Genomic DNA, 20,120 nt, shown 5'->3' with positions numbered 1-20,120 from the left:
GAAAACCATCACTCCAACGGCTCAGTCGGCGCTTGGTTACCCGGCTTCGGCGCGGCAAACGGTACATCCGTTAACTCTTCGGCGTTGTTCAATATCAATTCACCAACATGGAACAAGCCATACTCGCCCGGCTTCATTCGATGCCAAGTCTCATTGCCCGTAAGCGGCTGAGTCGCAATGACAGAAACCACATCATTTGGTGTTGTCTCTTCTTGGAAGTTGATTTCTACATCTTCATCCAACAGAGCTGCCTTGCCAAATGGTGCTCGACGCGTGATCCAGTAAAGATGGTTGGTACAGTAAGTCATCACAAACTCACCGTCGCTGAGCAGCATGTTAAACACGCCCTTTTCTTTCAACTTATCGCAGCACTGGGCAACATAAGCAAAAACCGCTTCCATATCTTGAGGAGGCTCAGGGTATTTGTCTTCCATCTGCTTCAGTAGCCAACAAAAAGCCATCTCACTGTCGGTTTCTCCGACCGGACGGTGACGACCCGTATACAAATCTTGGTAGTCAGTTAGCTGACCATTGTGTGCAAAAGTCCAATAACGTCCCCAAAGCTCACGCGTAAACGGGTGTGTGTTTTCTAGATTCACGCCACCTCGGTTTGCTTGGCGAATATGGCTGACCACCGCACGACTTTTGATCGGGTAGTTTTGCACTAATTCAGCAATTTTCGAGTCACAACTTGGGTTTGGATCTTTGAAAGTACGGAACCCCTTTCCTTCATAGAAAGTAATTCCCCAGCCATCACGATGCGGGCCAGTGCGACCACCGCGCTGCATCAAGCCTGTAAAACTGAAACAAATATCTGTAGGAACATTTGCGCTCATGCCGAGCAATTCACACATGGTTTAACGAACTCCTTACCTTAAAACACAACTAAGCCAGTATTCGGCTTAGTTGTAAATCTTATTCCATCTCTTTTTCGATCAACTGAATGATGATGTGAATGATCTTAATGTGCACTTCTTGGATACGGTCTGCGTAGCCAAAGTGTGGTACGCGGATCTCGATGTCTGCAAGACCTGCCATTTTACCGCCATCTTTACCCGTTAGCGCGATCGTCTTCATGCCTTTCGCTTGTGCCGCTTCAATCGCTTTTAGGATGTTGCCTGAGTTGCCAGAAGTCGACAAACCAAACAGAACGTCACCTTTGCGGCCTACTGCTTCTACGTAACGAGAGAATACGAAGTCGTAACCAAAGTCGTTACTTACGCAAGAAAGGTGGCTTGGATCTGAAATAGCGATACCAGCGTAACCTGGGCGGTTTTCACGGTAACGACCCGTTAGCTCTTCTGCAAAGTGCATAGAGTCACAGTGAGAACCACCGTTACCGCACGACAACACTTTACCATCTTGCTTGAATGAGTCAGCAATCATTTTCGCTGCCGCTTCGATTTGCGCGATGTTGTGGTCATCACTTAAAAACTTATTCAGAACTTCAGCAGCTTCGTTTAATTCACTTCTAATCAGATCTTGGTACATAAGACGTTCTCTTTATTATTTCGGCCACAGCGGAGCGTTTCCGCTTCTCACTTGGCAAATTGTTCTGATGCGAAATTCACACCGGACAGTTCATTACTCTGAGTTTACCCACAAACGAGAATTAGTGTCGATAGCGAACCAACAGATTTGGATTCATCGCGGTAATAAACTTGTTAACTTGCTTACGAAATCATCACCCAACTCCCAACTTTAGAATTTTAACTCTACTTAGATCACTTTTTACCCAATCTTGGGTTTTACATTTTATTAATATTTTGATTACACTTATGAGAACTGGTTAGACCTCTTACCAAAATACAGACGTACAACATAATTAAAGTCTGAAAAGGAAAAAACATATGGACATCTTGCTCTCAATCGTAGCGATGACAGTTGTATTAGGCATTACGCTTTACCACAGAATGTCACTCGTGAAATCCGTCAGTCTGCTAACTGCTGCCATGCTAGCACTGACTATCGCAGGCTCAGTTGGTGTTATTGGCTGGGCACTTTACGTTCTTGCTGTTGCAGTGTTCGCGGTTTCTAGCATTCGCCAATCCCTCATTAGCCGTAAAGCACTCGTCATGTTTAAGAAAGTCCTGCCTGCTATGTCTCAAACCGAGAAAGAAGCATTAGACGCAGGTACCGTATGGTGGGAAGCCGAGCTATTCAAAGGCAAACCTGAATGGCAAAAGCTTCACGCAATCAAAGCGCCTAAGCTGAGCAAAGAAGAGCAAGCTTTCCTAGATGGCCCAGTAAACGAAGTGTGTGCCATGGTGAGTGACTTCCAAGTAACACACGAGCTGGCTGACCTTCCACCAGAAGTGTGGCAATACCTGAAAGACAACAAATTCTTCGCCATGATCATCAAAAAGAAATACGGAGGCCTAGAATTCTCTGCATACGCGCAATCTTTGGTACTGCAAAAACTCACTGGCGTATCTGGCGTACTGTCTTCTACCGTTGGCGTACCAAACTCGCTAGGCCCTGGTGAACTTCTGCAACACTACGGTACAGAAGAACAGAAAAATCATTACCTACCGCGCCTAGCAGAAGGTAAAGAAATCCCATGTTTCGCACTGACTAGCCCAGAAGCAGGTTCCGATGCGGGCTCTATCCCAGATTACGGCGTGGTATGTAAAGGCGAATGGCAAGGTGAAGAAGTCCTTGGTATGCGTCTAACTTGGAACAAGCGTTACATCACTCTAGCGCCAGTCGCAACAGTTCTTGGTCTTGCATTCAAACTGCGTGACCCAGAAGGCCTACTAGGTGATCAAGAAGATCTTGGTATCACTTGTGCTCTAATCCCAACTGACCTTAAAGGCGTTGAGATTGGTAACCGCCACTTCCCGCTTAACGTACCATTCCAAAATGGCCCAACTCGCGGTAAAGACATCTTCGTACCAATGGACTTCATCATTGGCGGCGAGAAAATGGCAGGCCAAGGTTGGCGTATGCTGGTTGAGTGTCTATCGGTTGGTCGTGGTATCACGCTACCTTCAAACTCAACAGGCGGCATCAAAACTGCGGCGATGGCGACAGGTGCGTACTCACGCATTCGTCGTCAGTTCAAACAACCTATCGGCCACATGGAAGGCGTCGAAGAGCCATTAGCACGTCTAGGTGGTAACGCTTACGTGATGGATGCAGCAAGTAACTTAACCGTGGCAGGTATCGACCTAGGTGAAAAACCTTCGGTTATCTCGGCTATCGTGAAGTACCACTGTACGCACCGTGGTCAACAAAGCATCATCGATGCGATGGATATCGTAGGCGGTAAAGGTATCTGTATGGGTCCTTCTAACTTCCTAGCGCGTGGTTACCAAGGCGCGCCAATCGCGGTAACCGTAGAAGGTGCGAACATCCTGACTCGTTCTATGATCATCTTCGGTCAGGGCGCGATTCGTTGTCACCCTTACGTTCTTGAAGAGATGAACGCAGCATATTCTGACGCTGGCGATGCGGTTGAGAAGTTCGACAAAGCACTGGCGGGCCACGTGAGCTTCACCATGAGTAACCTAGTGCGCAGCATCTGGTTTGGTCTAAGTGACGGTCTAGGTTCTTCATCACCAACCAAAGACGCAACCAAGCGTTACTACCAACAATTGAACCGTTACAGTGCAAACCTTGCTCTGCTGTCGGATATCTCGATGGCAGTACTAGGCGGTTCGTTGAAACGTAAAGAGCGTCTGTCTGCGCGTCTTGGTGACATTCTAAGCCAGCTATACCTGAGCTCTGCAACATTGAAACGCTTTGAGCAAGATGGCCGCCCTGTAGAAGATTTGCCATTGGTGCATTGGGGCTTGCAAGACAGCTTGAAGCAAACTGAAGCGGCAGTTGATGAGTTCCTAGCGAACTTCCCGAACAAAGCAATTGGTCGTGCACTGCGTGTATTGATCATGCCATTTGGCCGCGTACGTAAAGCACCAAGCGACAAGCTAGACAGCAAAGTAGCTCGTATTCTACAAACGCCAAGTGCAACACGTTCACGTATTGGTCGTGGTCAGTACCTAGAACCAACGGAACACAACGCAGCAGGTAAGATTGAGCTGGCACTGTCTGTGATTCTTCAAGCTGAGCCTGTGTTTGACAAGGTATGTAAAGCACAGGGTAAACGCCGTCCATTCATGCGTTTGGATATGATTGCTCAAGAAGGTCTAGATCAAGGCTTCATTACTCAAGAAGAAGCTGATTTGCTGAGAGAAGCAGAACAGCATCGCCTAGATACCATCAACGTAGACGATTTTGAGCCAGAGCTATTGGCCGCAAAGCCGCTTTACCCTCAGATGGAAAACGTCGCTTAAGCGAATGATGGCTTAAACGATAAATAGGAAAGCAAAACGGGAGCCTCGGCTCCCGTTTTTTATTGAATCTCTGCTTCGCACAACACGGCGATCGCAAAGAAGCGCTTATTGTTCGTTATCGTCTTCAACAATAAACGACTGTTCAATTCTGCGCAGTTCTTCCTGCTCTTTCAGCTTAAGTTCTTCTTGAAGCGTCGCTTTGCGTTCGTTCAATGCTTTCTTCTCTGACTTAGTCAGGAACTTCACAGCTTTTTTGTTTGCCAATGCGTACGCAACGACATCTTCACCTTTTTCACGACGTTCATTCACGCGTTGCGAGAAACGTTCGTTGTCACGTGCTTTACGTTCAGCTGAAGTTAATTTACTCATTTTTATGCCTTTAATAAGAATACAGCAGCCCAATTGCTGCCCTCAGGTAAACAAATGAGAAGTCATTCATATAGCTGATGGCGTGAGTCTAGCATAGATACGTAAAGGAACAGCGAAGTGATTGTGTGTGCGTACTAGAACCTACTGTGGAGGGTGAAGAAACAAACGCCCCAGCGTACTAACAATAGATTCTTAGTCTCGCTGGAGCTCGCAAGATTGACGGTTTACTTTTAGTTATCAGGTTACTACACGCACAGTGTTTCTAGATTTCCATCAGTCTGAACAGTGAGGAACGAACATGATTCAGAATCTACTCACCAATAGAGCTTAACTAGGCAGACAAAAGATCTGGTTTAGAAAAACATCCGCCAAATACTCTGACTCCGTAATAGATGTAAGTCGCTCTAAAATTCGACATGCCATGTTCAAGGCATATTTGACGCAGAAGCCTATCCGCTTGCTCTCGACTGCTTTGCGGCAATACTTCCTCCCTCATGAGCTGATACAACGCATCATGCACCAAAGACGCCTTGAGGATGTTCTTGGTATCAATCGCCGGGCCACTCGCCCCATCCCATGAATAGCCTTGTTTGATCGTTAGCAACCCTTGACCGGATAAACTGAGAAACGGACTATCGAAAGGCTGCGCGAGGGTAATACCGGTTTCAATCTGTTCTTCGGAATGAAGGCTATATTTGTACGTCCGACGTTTTTTGTACTTCATAAGAGACCTCCTAGTCACCTAGCTTCTTTGAAATTTGGAGCTTAAATCTTTCACACACTCAAATCAGCTTTAACCGACTTAGTGAATATCACGAATGATTTTGCAAATCGAACCGATATTCATAACCTTCGCCAAGAGTGTCACAAAATTAGATGCACCATAAAAAAGTAAAACGGAGCCAATCGGCTCCGTTCTATAATCTAAATTCTGCGCCCTACTTCTTAGGCACTTCTAATTGCATCTCTGGCATGGCTTGGCGTTTAGCTTTGAGCTTGCTCCAGATAATCCAAAATAGAATCACCAGAATCAATGCGATGACGTTGCCAATGGCAATGATGATCATGCTACGTTTACGTTCGGCTTCGCGCTCGGCGATGATGCGTTTTTCCATTTCGATGCGGCGTTGTTCGGCGATCTCAGCTTCTTTCGCTAAGCGTGCAGCTTCTAGATCCACTTCATCGACGACGCTGAATGACTGCTCTTTGATTGGGAAGACCAATGAGCGCTTAGTTGCTAGGTCTGTGGCAAAGACTTCACCATGCCATGAGTACTTACCTAACTCTGGATCATTATCCATCTTAAGCGTGGTTTTAGTACCGTCAGCAGACACTTGACCTTGGCTGTAACTAATAAAGCCATCTGGTGCTTCTTGCTCGACGTTCACGGCAATGGATCCCGGTGTGATCATGCCTTGCTCACCACTAACCACCAGCTGGTGTGGTTGGTCTGCATGACGCGCTTGAATAAAGGTGCGTGTGATTGGCGATGGGTACACCAGTACCACTTGCTCCTGAGCTCGCAAAAATACGCCATTGCCCGACGTAATACGTGCACGGTATTTACCCGGCTCGATATCAATTGGCAGTTGAACGGTAAACACACCGTCGCCAGCTTTTTCATCTAGCCCGCGGCCATCATCAGCAAACTCGCCAATCACCATAGGTACAGGACGCGCTTCTTTGATCAGTTCGTCTTCGTTTTCTACAAATTTAGTGAAGGTGACGCGCAGATTTACGCGGTCTAGGAAATCACGCAGTACGAGTGGCTTATCGTCTGAAGTCAAACGCGCGGTGAACTTGAGCGCTTCATTTTGATAAAGGCGATTTGGGAACACATCAGTGCCGAGCTTTAAGTGTGAGATCAGACGAATGTTGTTTTTCGGGGTGACTTTTCCGACAGCCTGCCACGGACCTGGCATGGGTTTATCTATCGAAATGATGTCGAGGGAAGATTCTTGATACCAACGAACGTTGTCGTAGGTGCCCCAAGCGTAATACTTTTTACCATCAGGGCGGACAAGGACGACAGGCTGAGAGCTCTGTTCACGATAAACCAAAAAAGTAATCTGTTCGATAGTGGGATCGACACGAAAGCGGTTATCTAACAAAGACATGGCGGACTCGCTCGCGGCAAACGCGAAACAACTCCAGAACGCTAAAATAGCGACTGACAAAGCCCTCAACATAGTCTCTCCTATTTACTACCAAATACTGTCGTTCACCAGTTCGAGTCTTTTCTGGTGTGCTTCTACTTCATCGGCAGTTGCACGCAAAACCTTTAGCGCTTTTCTTCCTTCAACACGACGAATACCTTCCGCTTCACCGTCTTTTTTATTGGCATTAAATTCTAGGCTAGTTTGTCCACCGGTCATCAATAGGTAAACGTCGGCTAGAATCTCCGCATCGAGCAATGCCCCGTGGAGAGTACGGTGTGAGTTATCAATGCCATAACGTTCACACAATACGTCGAGGTTGTTTCTCTTGCCCGGGAAGATTTTCTTCGCCATGGCAAGGGTATCGGTCACCTTACAGTAATCATCCGTCTTACCGATGCTTGGATTGAGCATTTCAAACTCGTAATCCATGAAGCCGGTATCGAAGGGCGCGTTGTGGGCAACCAACTCGGCACCTTTAATGAAGTCTAGAAACTCTTGGTGTACGGCAGAGTATTCTGGCTTATCGACCAAGAATTCATCCGTAATACCGTGGACGCCAATCGCATCTGGTTGGATTTCACGGTCAGGCTTTAAGTAAACGTGAAAGTGACGACCAGTCAGCTTACGGTTGATGATCTCCACGGCACCAATTTCGACGATGCGGTGACCCATGTAGTGAGGACCACCTTCTAGGTTCATACCCGTGGTTTCGGTATCGAGAACGACAATACGATTATGTTCAGAATTGCTGCTGGTATTCATAAGGTTATGTGTGTCAGACTATGCTTTATTAAATGTTTCGGCTAATAGTACCAAAAATATGACCAAACACGTTGAGATTTTCACTGATGGATCTTGTTTAGGCAATCCGGGCCCTGGCGGTTACGGTATTGTCTTGCGTTACAAGCAAACAGAAAAGACCCTCGCGAAAGGCTACACTCTGACCACGAATAACCGCATGGAAATGTTGGCCGCCGTGGTGGCACTTCAAACGCTAAAAGAGCCATGCCAAGTGACGTTAACGACGGATAGCCAGTACGTGCGCCAAGGCATTACGCAGTGGATTCACAATTGGAAGAAACGTGGCTGGAAAACAGCGGATAAAAAGCCGGTGAAGAATGCCGATCTATGGCAAGCACTTGATAAAGAAACCGCTCGCCACCAAGTCGATTGGCATTGGGTTAAGGGCCATGCTGGTCATCGTGAAAATGAAATCTGTGATGAGCTTGCACGCACAGCCGCAGAAAACCCAACTGAAGAAGATACAGGGTATCAAGCGTCTTAATTTTTGCTGCTTGAGACCTTTTTCACTGCACTGCCCTCTCTGTTCATCACGCCAAGTGGTGTTAACTTTCTCTTCAAGCGCCAATGCGGCTTGATAGGCTTGAGAGGGTACGTTCGTTTACGAGCCACGATATAATACAAACTCCCCGCCGGTGATGCCCAATCACCCAAACTGTTCTCTAGCCACGTCCACATGGTTTTGTAACGCGTCATTGGAAACAGCGCATAGCGATCGCAGTGAATCACTTGATAGTTCAATACCCCTAACCAGTCTTTAATCCGGTTCACCGTGAACATGCGACCACTCCATGGCAAATTATTTCTTCGCCAAGGCAATAAACTCGCTAACCCAGTGAGACTGATCGGATTGAACCCCGTAATAATAAGATAACCATCATCCATCATGACGCGATCAACTTCGCGCAGCAGTCGATGGGGATCACTTGCATAGTCAAGCTGATGAGCAAGCACCACAACATCAAAGCTTTTTTCTAAAAAGGGTAATTCGTAACCATCTGCGATGACATTATGCAACGGGTTCTGGATATCTACGTTGACTTGGTGTTGAATGTTACAACTACAGCTGGTTAGCTCACAGCTCAAACCACCCAATTTCAACATGTGGTAACCGAACAGTTTCGGACACCACTCATCAAGTCGGGTTTGGATTGACTCAAGTACCCACGGCCCATTGTTCATGTCTGACCAAGTCGACGGGTGCTGTAAAGTTTTGTTGCTGAGTGCTGGTTTCATTAACCACCTGACTATATAAAGGGTGACGGAGAACGAATCGTGTTAGAGATCAAAAGCATACCCGCATTTAATGATAATTACATCTGGCTGATACAAAATAGCGACAAGCGATGTGCCGTGGTCGATCCGGGCGATGCTAAGCCAGTGTTAGAATATTTGCAGGCTAACGAGTTAACTTTAGAAGCGATCTTAATTACGCACCACCACAACGATCACATTGGTGGCGTTCCAGATTTAGTTCATGCTTTTCCTCATGTTTCTGTTGTAGGGCCAAAAGCTGAACCTATCCCAACATTAACCAATGCAATGGAAGAAGGCGATAAGCTTGAGCTTTTCGGAGAAATCTTCATGGTGCTGGGTTTGCCGGGTCACACGCTTGGTCACATCGGCTACGCTGGTGACGGTAAGTTGTTCTGTGGTGATGTGCTGTTCTCTGCAGGTTGTGGCCGTATTTTTGAGGGCACACCAGAGCAGATGTTCGAGTCACTAAGCAAAATCATGAAGCTACCAGAAGAGACCGAAGTGTTCTGCGCGCACGAATACACCGCAAGCAACGTAGCCTTTGCACTAGCGGTTGAGCCAGACAATGAGCACTTACGCCAGTACCGTGATGACGTAAACCGACTACGCGGATTAAACATTCCCACCATTCCTACCACGCTTCGCAAAGAGAAGTTAATTAACCCATTCCTGCGTGCAACCAACGCAGAGGTCATAAAATCTGTAACAAACCGTATCGAAAATAGCGACCCATGCTCGGTTTTTACAGCTTTACGTGAGTGGAAGAACGAATTTTAACCAATTTCTGCTTGTAACTTTGCTCGACGCAAGTATTATCGTGAGCTGATTTTCATAGAAGCGCCTCTGGCGCTTCTATTGCGTTTGGGGCTGATATAAAGCTGTTTGTATTTCACCCAATCGCATAAAAGTAGCGGCTTTCACGCCCTACCCTTAGTTAGTGTTACAAGATGTCTATTATCTTGCGACTGCCACGCACCTTAGCTGCGCGACAGGCAGGAGAAGATAAACAGGCCCTAAATAGGCTGAATCCATGCGTTTAAAGTACAGTTGGGCGTTGGCGTTACTACTTTCTGGCTGTCAATTGACACAGTCAGATTCAACAAACACACCAACACCAGAAACCAATAAGTCCGAGCAAGCGGTAAAACAAGACGCGGCTCAAGCGGACTCCGAGAAAAAGCAATCGATAGCGAAGAAACCTGCTAAAGAGACGCCGAAAACCCTTTCTCCTCAGGAACAAGAAGATGTATGGCGTCGTATCGGCATGCAGCTTGAAATGGACATCCCAGACAACAAGAAAGTCGCTTACTACCGTACATGGTATCTGAAGCACCCTAACCACCTGCGCACCGTTTCTGAGCGTGCACAGCCGTTTTTGTACATGATTACAAAACGTATTGAAGAACGTGGCCTTCCAATGGAATTGGCGCTTCTACCTATCGTAGAGAGCTCATTTGACCCATTCGCGTACTCACACGGTAGTGCGGCAGGTCTTTGGCAGTTCGTTCCTGGCACCGGCAAGATGATGGGCCTAGAGCAGAACTATTGGTACGACGGTCGTCGTGATGTGTATGCAGCGACAGATGCAGCACTTGATTACCTAGAGCAACAAAGCAAGCGCTTTGACGGTAACTGGGACCAAGCGATTGCTGCTTACAACAGTGGTGGTGGTCGTGTATCAAGCGCGATTCGTAAGAACAAAAAGCTAGGTAAACCTACGGACTTCTTCTCTCTAGATCTTCCAAAAGAGACCAGCAGTTACGTTCCTAAGCTACTTGCGCTTGCAGACATCATTGCGAACCAAGATAAGTACGGCATCGACATTCCACCGATCCCGAACAAACCTGTGCTTACGCAAGTCGATCCAAAAGAACAATTGGATCTCGCGATTGCGGCAGATTACGCAGGCATTGGTGTGAAAGAGCTGCAAGGTTACAACCCAGCTTACAACCAATGGTCGACAGCACCGAATGGCCCGCATCAGCTTCTTATTCCTATCGAGAAAAAGGATCAGTTCCTTGCTCAGGTGAAGAAGAACCGTGGTAAAGGTATGAAGGTCGCACGCTACAAAGTGAAGTCTGGTGACTCACTCAGCGTATTGGCTCAGAAGTACGGTACGACAACGAAAGTTATCCAACGTGCTAACGGCCTAAAAAACAACAATATTCGCGTTGGTCAGTACCTAATGATCCCAACGTCCACAAAAGACGATGCTAAGTACGCGTTAACCGCCGAAAATCGCCTGAACAAAACGCAATCTCAAGCTCGCGGTCAATTCAAACTGACTCACGTTGTGCAATCTGGCGAGAGCTTGTGGTCTATCGCAAAAGAGAACAAGGTTTCTCATAAGTCTCTGGCGAAATGGAACGGCATGGGACCAAAAGACACCTTGCGCGTTGGCCAAAAGCTGGTGATCTGGAAAAACTCAGACAAAGGCGCAGTAATTCGCACAGTATTCTATGACGTGCGCTCTGGCGACACCATCAGCGGCATTGCGAGCAAGTTTAAGGTGAAGAGCAACGACATCGTGAAATGGAATTCTCTTCAAAAGCAGAAGTACCTGAAACCAGGTCAGAAGCTTAAGTTGTATGTTGACGTAACTAAGGTAAGTGTATGAACCCATCGAGTAACCCGCTTGTAATGTTGTTGGATATTTTTCGATCTCCAACATCTAGCTTCTTGGCGCTGTATCAGCGTGGAGGCTGGGGATGGCAACCGTTCATCTTTTTGATGCTCAGTCCATTCCTATTCTGGGGTGCCTATTTCTCGAATGTGGATTTCACTTGGCTAAGTGAACAATTAACGGCTCAATTCCAACAGGTCGATCCTAAGCAGATTGAACTGTTGGAGCCAAACACGCTGATGGCAAGTGCGATCATCAACGACGTGTTCAACCGCTTTGCAACTCTGTTGCTTTTGGCGCTGTGGTTCTTCCTAGCGACTAAAGCAAGCAAACAACAATACGGTTACTGGAAATGGTTTGCGGCGGCTTCTGCAATCCTATTCCCAGCGGTACTAGGCGACATCGCAAGCTATGCGAGCCTGTTACTGAAACACGGTCAGGTAATGACGTACGCGGCGGATTTAAACAGCCTAAATGGTTTGTTAAAACTGCCACTTACCAATGAATGGTCACACTTTGCTAGCTCATTACCGCTGCTTTTGCCTTGGTACATTGTGCTTGGTTACGGTGTGGTTCTGACTTGGACAGAGTTTGAACGTGGACAGGCTCTTGTGATTTCGAGCCTGCCTTGGATTGCGTTTTACGTGATTTGGGCGTTGTACATCGTTATTGCTTAAGCCATTTAAGCGAGCTCATAAGAGCCCTTACTGGTCGTTAAGCGTAAACGACACCAATAATGGATTATGATCGGAAGCGTCGCTCTGCGGCGCTTTCGCGTTTTTGAGGGTCAGACCTCGGTAAAAGACATGGTCGAGTGGCAAGCCAGTAATGAACTGAGTGCGGTTATCTTGACTGAACTTCGCTTCTTGTAGGTCAGCCTTTTGAAGAGCATTCTTCATTGCTTTAACGCGGTCCTCACTCCAGCTATTGAAATCTCCCGCAAACAAAATTGGGCCTTTGTGCTCTTTTAGAACCATTTCTAAACCAGACAACTGTGAAATGTACTCTTCAGTTCCAACGGTAAAGTTAATCGCATGAATGTTTACCACAGCTAGGGTCTCGCCATTGCTAAGTTGATACTTGCTGTACAGAGCAGACTTTGGCAAACGCAGCCATGGTTCTTTAGAAGTGTATGCACAAGCACGAATTGGCTCTTTCTGCGCAATACTGATTACCCCAGCACCACTTCCTAGTGCCTTAAACGCGCTTACTTGGTTGCTCATCCAATGGCCTTCCACCAGCCAGTTTTTAAACTCATCGGTCAAACTGGCTTCTTGTAAAAGCAACAGCTGTTTATTGGCAGAGAAAGCATCGAGCGCTTGTTGCCAGTTGTCTCTGTTTTGCTTATAGATGTTCCATACCAAAACGTTAAGCTCACCATTCTTATCAATCGCTTGTGGCTTATTAAACTCCATACAGCGGATATCTTGAGTAATGTTCGTCCCTGTTTGAGTAACAATCTGTGGTTGTTCTGGCACAGTAAAGATCACCTGAAAACTCACAAACCCAGCGATAATAAGAAAAACTAACGCAAAAGCTAAACGCTGATACATAGGCCTACCTGAATGCAAATAAAATGGAATCAAAAATACGAGCAATAAAAAAGGAGCCATTCACGGCTCCCTTTTAGCTTACTCAAATTTTCACCACATGCTGTAGTGAAATCTTATATCTATCTGGATAAAGATTAGATCGCGTCTTCGTCTTCTTCACCCGTACGGATACGTACTACACGCTCTACGTCGGTTACGAAGATCTTACCATCACCAATCTTACCGGTTTGCGCCGTTTCAATGATGGTTTCTACACACTTGTCTGCAACGTCTTCTGTCACTACGATTTCTAGCTTCACTTTAGGAAGGAAATCCACCATGTACTCAGCACCACGGTACAGTTCAGTGTGACCTTTCTGACGACCAAAGCCTTTCACTTCAGAGACGGTCATCCCTGTAATGCCTACTTCAGCCAATGCTTCTCGAACATCATCCAATTTGAATGGCTTGATAATCGCTTCAATCTTTTTCATGTTCATCCCTTAAGCTTCAATCGTTTGCGCATATTATCGGTTAGCGTCTCACAACATTCAATCCTTGTTGTCACCAAGCACCTGAAAATCCTGACACTGGTGGAATTTATTTGCCGATGAATGTAACAAAGTCACGCAGTCAGCAATCCCGCATGCCCGAAACGAAAAAACCAGAGCACTGGCTCTGGCTTGGTCTAAATCTTTGCCTGGGTTACAGCGACAAGCCGCGCTTACTTCAAGCTTGCGTAGTACGCTGCTAAGTTTGCGATATCTTCGTCTGACAGTAGATTCGCTTGCGCTTGCATCACTGCGGCAAGACCACCTGTGCGTTGACCCGCTTTGTACGCCTTGATTGAACTTGCGATGTATTGCTCGTTCTGGCCTTTCAGGTTTGGGTAACCAGGAATCACCGCGATACCATCCGCACCATGACAAGCAGCACATACGCCTGCTTTTGCTTGCCCAGCGGCCACATCACCTGCCGCCAGAGCTTGCCCACTTAACATGGTTAGCGCCACCATTGCGCCCATGATTGTTTTCTTCATTGCTTCACCTAATCGATTCTTATTTAAGGATTTTTATATTTTATAATCGACATTGTGGCATGAATTACAAAGACTTGCGCCAGATAAGTTCACAATCTTGGCCACTGAAGGCTTGATCAACAAACAAATCGCCGACCGCCACCACCTGATCTTGGTACATCAGAATCGGGATCTGGCGACGCAGCCAACTCGGCACGTTGTACTCTTGAAACAACTTCTTCAGCTTACGACTGTGATTCCGCGTAGTTGGGTGCGCAGAGAGTCCTTCCGGATTAAACGTCACTCTGAGAAGTTCAGGTTGAGGCGGCAAAGCAATGCTGGCTTGTTCTGAGTTGGTACTCAAAGTGAGCTCTCCGAGTCGCTCAGGCAATACCAAAGCAGTATCGGTTTGAATGTCACTCTGCCACGTCGTGACATCAACCGTTTCGGTTACCCAATACAGGCGATTCTGAAAACGGCGAACTTGACCCTGCTTGAGCTGAAGCTTTGGATTGGCATCTTGCTGCGCCAGCGCGACCTCATTCCAAATCAAATTGAGCTGAACTTGTGTTGGCATGTTAGCGTTCAGCTTAGCCAGCCACATACGTACCAATCGCGCACGAGCCAATTCACTGTGCGTAGCTAATTCTTCAATACTCAGACTCAAATCACTTTGCAGAGCACGCTCAAACACTGCGCTAAGCAACTCGTCCAGCAAAGCTTCTTGCTGCGCGCACAAGCTCGCACTGCGCTGCACCGCTTGATGGATACTCGGCCAACGTTCAGAAAATTCTGGCACTATACGATGACGTAGGAAGTTACGATCGTAACGAGTATCTTGGTTGCTTTCGTCTTCTACCCAATCCAGCTTTTGTTCTCTGGCTGTCGCTTCGATTTGCTCTCGCTTAACGGCCAGTAGTGGGCGAACTAATGTGCCATCAGCAAACGGCATGCTTTCAGCCATCGATGATAACCCCTTTGGTCCGCTGCCCCGTTTAAGTGCTAACAAGAAGGTTTCCACTTGGTCATCGGCATGTTGCCCTGTCAGAAGTAAGTCACCCATTTGGATATGCTTGGCTAAGGCTTGGTAACGTGCTTCACGCGCCAACAACTCAATGCTTTCACCACTATTGATGTCTAAGTTCACGTGCTCAACCGAGCATGAGATTCCCGCTTGCTGAGCCCAAACTAAACATTGATTTGCCCAGTCGTCCGCATTCGTACTCAAACCATGATGTACGTACACCGCGCGACAGCTAACGGATTTAGAATCTACTGATTGATTGTCTATCGAATGCGCTTGGCGATAGCGACTAAGTAGCTCAAGTAATAAACGCGAATCCACCCCACCACTAAACGCCAAGACAATCTTGGTGCCTGATTGGTAATAACGATTAAGAACTTGAGCAAATTGCGAGTAAAGCGATTCCATAAATCATCCGATAGAAACAAAAAAGGGTTGGACGCATGCCCAACCCTTTCTATTTTATCTGTAATCTAGCGAGAATTCAGCTAGCGCCTAGCAACAGCTGTAATTAGCAGTAACCGTAGTTCATTAGACGTTGGTAACGACGCTCTAGTAGCGTTTCGTGGTCTAGTTGCTCCAGATCTTCTAGCTGACGAAGCAAGTTTGCTTTCATATTTTCAGCCATTTGAACGTGGTCACGGTGTGCACCACCTAGTGGTTCTTCGATGATTTCATCGATAAGCTCAAGCTCTTTAAGACGTGGAGCAGTTAGGCCCATCGCGTCTGCTGCTTGTGGTGCTTTGTCTGAATCACGCCACAGGATTGAAGCACAACCTTCTGGAGAGATTACTGAGTACGTTGAGTACTGAAGCATGTTCACGTAGTCACCTACACCGATTGCAAGTGCACCGCCTGAACCACCTTCGCCAACAACGTTACAGATTACTGGTACTTTAAGACCAGACATCACTTTTAGGTTCTTCGCGATCGCTTCAGATTGACCACGCTCTTCCGCGCCAACACCTGGGTATGCACCTGCTGTGTCGATGAAAGTGATGATAGGCATGTTGAAACGCTCTGCCATTTCCATCAAACGTAGCGCTTTACGGTAACCTTCTGGTTTAGGCATACCAAAGTTACGTTTTACTTTTTCTTTGGTCTCACGGCCTTTCTGGTGACCAATGATCATCACTGGACGACCTTCAAGACGTGCAATACCACCAACGATCGCTTTGTCGTCAGCAAACGCGCGGTCACCCGCTAGTTCATCAAATTCATCAAATGCGTGCTTGATGTAATCTAGCGTGTATGGACGTAAAGGGTGACGAGCCAGTTGAGCTGTTTCCCATGCACCTAGATTGCTGAAGGTTTTCTTCTTAAGTTCTAGGCTCTTTTTCTCAAGCTGTTCGATTTCTTTATCAAGGTCAACCGCAGAATCACCACCGTGACGAGATACGTCACGTAGCGCTTCGATTTTCGCTTCTAGCTCTGCAATTGGCTTTTCAAATTCAAGAAAGTTTAGGCTCATCTATGAATCCTTTTTTACTCAGCGTCTTACATATTGCGCTGAATTTTTAGTTAAATTCGAGTTCTACTTGGCCTTTGCCAAGCAACTGTTTTAAATCGTCTAGTAATGTATCTGTTGGCGTTACTCGCCATTCGGTGCCCAATGTTAACCGCGCTCTGGCGTCGGCACGCTGGTAGTATACATTGACAGGTACGGTTCCGGCTTTGTGCGGTTCTAAAATACGAGTAAATTGCTCAAAGAATTTATCGTTGATCTGGCTAGCATCAATAGATACCGACAAACCACGTGCGTATTTTTCACGTGCGGTACCCAGATCCATAACTTCACGCGCCGACATTTTAAGGCCACCGTTGAAGTCATCAAAGCTGACCTGTCCAGAAACAACCAGAATTTTATCTTTTTCGAGAAGTTCTGCATACCTATCAAGCGCATCCGAGAACAACATCACCTCCATTCGACCACTTCGGTCGTCCAGAGTCATGATACCGATACGCGTACCGCGTTTAGTTGTCATCACGCGAGCGGCAATAACCAGACCCGCAACTGTCACAGATTGATCGCGACGAGTTGGGGTCGCGTCTTTTAGTCGACAACTAACGTACTTATTTAGTTCCTTTATGTATGCGTTAACTGGGTGTCCGGTCAAATATAAACCGAGCGTCTCACGTTCACCCTCTAACCATACTTTCTCTGGCCACGCTGGCACTTGAGTATATTTGTGCTCCACCTCTTCTGGCGCATCAGTCAACACACCGAACATATCAGTTTGACCAAAAGCTTCCGCTTGGTGGTGTTGGCTTGCCGCTTTCACCGCATCATTAAGCGATGCCATTAGTGCCGCACGATGTGGACCTAACCTGTCGAGTGCGCCTGCGTAAATCAGTTTTTCGATAACACGCTTGTTGACCTTCTTCAGGTCGATACGCGCACAAAAATCGAATAGGTCGATGAAGTGACCGCCTTTGTTGCGCGCTTCTAAGATTGCATCGATTGGGCCTTCACCCACACCTTTAATCGCGCCGATGCCATAAACAATCGCGCCATTCTCATCGACGTTAAAACGATACAAGCCGGCATTGATGTCTGGCGGAAGCACGGTGAGCTTCATGCGGAAACACTCGTCTACTAGGCCAACCACTTTCTCAGTGTTATCCATATCGGCGGTCATTACCGCTGCCATGAACTCCGCTGGATAGTGCATCTTCAGCCATAGCGTTTGGTACGAAACCAGTGCATAGGCTGCCGAGTGAGATTTGTTAAAGCCGTAACCCGCGAACTTCTCTACCAAGTCGAAGATCTTCATCGCCAACTCGCCATCGACGCCGTTGGCAATTGCCCCCTCTTCGAAGGTAGCACGCTGTTTCGCCATCTCTTCCGGTTTTTTCTTACCCATCGCACGACGAAGCATGTCCGCACCACCAAGGGTATAGCCAGACAGTACCTGTGCAATCTGCATTACCTGTTCTTGATACAGGATGATGCCGTAAGTCGGATCGAGAATCTCTTTAAGCGATTCGTGTTGCCACTTTTCATCTGGGTATGAGATCGCCTCACGACCGTGCTTACGATCGATAAAGTTATCTACCATGCCCGACTGCAGCGGACCCGGACGGAAAAGTGCTACCAATGCGATGATGTCTTCGAAACAGTCCGGTTGCAGACGCTTGATCAGCTCTTTCATACCGCGCGATTCAAGCTGGAATACCGCAGTGGTTTCCGAGTTTTGCAGCAAGCGGAATGACGGAGCATCGTCCAACGGAATCGATTCGATGCGAACAGGTTCTTTGCCTTCGCGTTCTAAACGCGGGTTAATCAGACCCAAGGCCCAGTCGATGATGGTTAGGGTACGTAGACCCAAGAAGTCAAACTTAACCAGGCCGGCGGTTTCCACGTCGTTCTTATCGAACTGAGTAACCGGGAAGTGACCTTCCGAGTCAGCATAAATCGGCGCAAAGTCTGTAATGGTGGTTGGTGAGATTACAACACCACCCGCGTGCTTACCGGCGTTACGTGTACAACCTTCAAGGAGGCGACACATGTCGATAAGCTCTTTCACTTCTTCGTCTGCGTCATACAACTCTGGCAGTGCAGGCTCAGCTTTAAACGCTTTTTCCAGCGTCATACCCGGATCAGGCGGAACCAATTTTGAAATACGATCAACGAAGCCAAACGGGTGACCCAGTACACGGCCTACGTCGCGGATTACCGCTTTCGCCGCCATGGTACCGAAGGTGATGATCTGAGATACCGCATCACGGCCATACATTTCCGCTACGTGATCAATTACTTGGTCACGCTTATCCATACAGAAGTCGACGTCGAAATCGGGCATGGATACACGTTCTGGGTTCAAGAAACGTTCGAATAGAAGGTCGTATTCCAATGGATCAAGGTCGGTGATCTTCAATGCGTATGCCACCAAAGAACCCGCACCTGAACCACGACCCGGACCTACCGGAATCGCGTTGTCCTTCGACCATTGGATGAACTCCATTACGATCAAGAAGTAACCTGGGAACCCCATTTGGTTGATTACGTCGAGTTCGATTTGCAGACGATCATCGTATTCAGGACGACGCTGTTTTCGCTCTTCCTCGTCTGGGAACAGGAACTCTAGACGCTCTTCCAGACCTTCGCGAGACTTCATGACCAAGAAGTCGGTCTCTTCCATACCTTCAGTTGGGAAGGCAGGTAGGAAGTATTCACCCAAACGTACTGTCACGTTACAACGCTTGGCAATTTCAACACTGTTTTCCAACGCTTCCGGAATGTCGGCAAACAGCTCGCACATTTCCTCTTCAGTACGCAGGTATTGTTCTGGGCTGTAGTTCTTCGGACGACGCGGATCTTCTAGGGTGTAACCATCGTGGATCGCAACGCGGATTTCATGGGCGTCAAACAAATCTTCACTGATGAAAACGACTTCGTTGGTTGCGACAACTGGCAGTTCAACCTCTTCTGCCAATTCAATCGCAAAGTGCAGGTAAGTTTCTTCATCTGGACGACCAGTACGAACCAATTCTAGATAGAAGCGATCTGGAAAGTATTGGTTGTAAAACTCGACACAACTGTCGACAGCTTTACGGTTGCCTTTTAGCAATGCTTTACCGATTTCACCGTTTTTCGCGCCTGAAAGAACGATCAAACCTTCTGATAGTTCTGCCAACCAAGCTTTGTCGAGCACCGGTTGGTGTTGTACATGACCACGAAGGTAAGCTTTTGAGATCAGCAAAGTCAGGTTTTTATAACCTTCGTTGTTTGCTGCGAGTAACGTTAATTGCGTCAGCTCCTCACCAAACTCATCCGATTGCATTTTGAAGTCTGCACCGATGATTGGCTTCACACCACTGCCGTGTGCGGTGCCATAGTATTTCACCAAACCACACAGGTTAGTGAAATCGGTCAGCGCCATTGCAGGCATACCGAGTTCGGCGACTTTCTTAACGAGCGGTGGAACTTTGTTGATACCATCCACCATAGAGAAATCACTGTGGATTCTTAGGTGAATGAACTTGGGATCTGACATTAACAGGTACCGTAAAACTATATCTTGATTGGGATTCTAACCTAA

General features: G+C 47.1%; 18 protein-coding genes. 5 read left to right on the top strand and 13 right to left on the bottom strand.

Features of this window, described 5'->3' with window-relative positions; genetic code table 11:
- Window positions 1-8: 8 nt before the first annotated feature.
- Window positions 9-854 carry a class II glutamine amidotransferase gene (locus tag ACLIIY_RS02820; protein WP_045480543.1) on the bottom strand — a complete coding sequence of 282 codons (846 nt, stop codon included), beginning with the start codon at window positions 852-854 and terminating at the stop codon, window positions 9-11.
- 61 nt (window positions 855-915) lie between these two features.
- A complete protein-coding gene (gene lpcA / locus ACLIIY_RS02815) occupies window positions 916-1,491 on the bottom strand; it encodes a D-sedoheptulose 7-phosphate isomerase (protein WP_005436835.1) in 576 nt (191 codons plus the stop codon).
- Window positions 1,492-1,850: 359 nt separating this feature from the next.
- Between lpcA and fadE the strand changes: the two genes are divergently transcribed.
- Window positions 1,851-4,295, top strand: a complete 2,445-nt coding sequence (gene fadE, locus ACLIIY_RS02810; protein WP_434528088.1) for an acyl-CoA dehydrogenase FadE — start codon at window positions 1,851-1,853, stop codon at window positions 4,293-4,295.
- 105 nt (window positions 4,296-4,400) lie between these two features.
- On the opposite strand, the gene ACLIIY_RS02805 is transcribed toward fadE, so the two are convergent.
- The 4 genes from ACLIIY_RS02805 to dnaQ form a co-directional block, all read right to left on the bottom strand.
- A complete protein-coding gene (locus tag ACLIIY_RS02805) occupies window positions 4,401-4,664 on the bottom strand; it encodes a hypothetical protein (RefSeq protein WP_054823903.1) in 264 nt (87 codons plus the stop codon).
- A gap of 331 nt (window positions 4,665-4,995) precedes the next feature.
- On the bottom strand, window positions 4,996-5,388 hold the full coding sequence (locus tag ACLIIY_RS02800; protein WP_434528087.1) for a DUF1353 domain-containing protein: 393 nt from the start codon (window positions 5,386-5,388) through the stop codon (window positions 4,996-4,998).
- A 214-nt stretch (window positions 5,389-5,602) separates the two neighbouring features.
- Entirely contained in the window at window positions 5,603-6,853 is a 1,251-nt protein-coding gene (locus tag ACLIIY_RS02795; RefSeq protein WP_418104765.1) for a TIGR03503 family protein, read from the bottom strand.
- 15 nt (window positions 6,854-6,868) lie between these two features.
- Window positions 6,869-7,585 (bottom strand): DNA polymerase III subunit epsilon, encoded by a 717-nt coding sequence (dnaQ, locus tag ACLIIY_RS02790; RefSeq protein WP_005436825.1) that lies wholly within the window; start codon window positions 7,583-7,585, stop codon window positions 6,869-6,871.
- Between the two features lie 58 nt (window positions 7,586-7,643).
- Between dnaQ and rnhA the strand changes: the two genes are divergently transcribed.
- Window positions 7,644-8,108 (top strand): ribonuclease HI, encoded by a 465-nt coding sequence (gene rnhA, locus ACLIIY_RS02785; RefSeq protein WP_005436823.1) that lies wholly within the window; start codon window positions 7,644-7,646, stop codon window positions 8,106-8,108.
- Here rnhA and ACLIIY_RS02780 read toward each other — a convergent pair.
- A complete protein-coding gene (locus ACLIIY_RS02780) occupies window positions 8,105-8,860 on the bottom strand; it encodes a class I SAM-dependent methyltransferase (protein WP_005436820.1) in 756 nt (251 codons plus the stop codon). The genes rnhA and ACLIIY_RS02780 overlap by 4 nt on opposite strands.
- A 39-nt stretch (window positions 8,861-8,899) precedes the next feature.
- On the opposite strand from ACLIIY_RS02780, the gene gloB reads away from it, so the two are divergent.
- The 3 genes from gloB (at window position 8,900) to ACLIIY_RS02765 (ending at window position 12,181) form a co-directional block, all read left to right on the top strand.
- Window positions 8,900-9,658, top strand: a complete 759-nt coding sequence (gloB, locus tag ACLIIY_RS02775; RefSeq protein ID WP_020195503.1) for a hydroxyacylglutathione hydrolase — start codon at window positions 8,900-8,902, stop codon at window positions 9,656-9,658.
- A gap of 253 nt (window positions 9,659-9,911) precedes the next feature.
- Complete coding sequence (locus tag ACLIIY_RS02770; protein ID WP_045414448.1) at window positions 9,912-11,498, top strand: lytic transglycosylase; 1,587 nt, start codon at window positions 9,912-9,914, stop codon at window positions 11,496-11,498.
- Window positions 11,495-12,181, top strand: a complete 687-nt coding sequence (locus ACLIIY_RS02765) for a YIP1 family protein (RefSeq protein ID WP_005436814.1) — start codon at window positions 11,495-11,497, stop codon at window positions 12,179-12,181. Before ACLIIY_RS02770 ends, ACLIIY_RS02765 begins: the two co-directional genes overlap by 4 nt.
- 27 nt (window positions 12,182-12,208) lie before the next feature.
- Here the strand turns inward: ACLIIY_RS02765 and ACLIIY_RS02760 are convergent, their stop codons facing one another.
- The 6 genes from ACLIIY_RS02760 to dnaE form a co-directional block, all read right to left on the bottom strand.
- Window positions 12,209-13,057: an endonuclease/exonuclease/phosphatase family protein gene (locus tag ACLIIY_RS02760; protein WP_409931959.1), complete on the bottom strand. Its 849-nt coding sequence runs from the start codon at window positions 13,055-13,057 to the stop codon at window positions 12,209-12,211.
- A gap of 134 nt (window positions 13,058-13,191) precedes the next feature.
- Entirely contained in the window at window positions 13,192-13,530 is a 339-nt protein-coding gene (gene glnB, locus ACLIIY_RS02755; RefSeq protein WP_005436810.1) for a nitrogen regulatory protein P-II, read from the bottom strand.
- Window positions 13,531-13,760: 230 nt separating this feature from the next.
- Window positions 13,761-14,075 (bottom strand): c-type cytochrome, encoded by a 315-nt coding sequence (locus tag ACLIIY_RS02750; protein ID WP_171370584.1) that lies wholly within the window; start codon window positions 14,073-14,075, stop codon window positions 13,761-13,763.
- Between the two features lie 64 nt (window positions 14,076-14,139).
- Window positions 14,140-15,486 carry a tRNA lysidine(34) synthetase TilS gene (gene tilS / locus ACLIIY_RS02745; protein WP_434528086.1) on the bottom strand — a complete coding sequence of 449 codons (1,347 nt, stop codon included), beginning with the start codon at window positions 15,484-15,486 and terminating at the stop codon, window positions 14,140-14,142.
- A gap of 103 nt (window positions 15,487-15,589) precedes the next feature.
- On the bottom strand, window positions 15,590-16,549 hold the full coding sequence (gene accA / locus ACLIIY_RS02740) for an acetyl-CoA carboxylase carboxyl transferase subunit alpha (RefSeq protein ID WP_005436807.1): 960 nt from the start codon (window positions 16,547-16,549) through the stop codon (window positions 15,590-15,592).
- 46 nt (window positions 16,550-16,595) lie between these two features.
- Entirely contained in the window at window positions 16,596-20,075 is a 3,480-nt protein-coding gene (gene dnaE / locus ACLIIY_RS02735; protein WP_434528085.1) for a DNA polymerase III subunit alpha, read from the bottom strand.
- Between the last annotated feature and the right edge of the window lie 45 nt (window positions 20,076-20,120).

It is taken from the genome of Vibrio sp. K4 (assembly GCF_051122595.1).
Taxonomy (GTDB): domain Bacteria; phylum Pseudomonadota; class Gammaproteobacteria; order Enterobacterales; family Vibrionaceae; genus Vibrio; species Vibrio owensii.
This window is presented reverse-complemented; position numbering and strand designations above follow the sequence as displayed.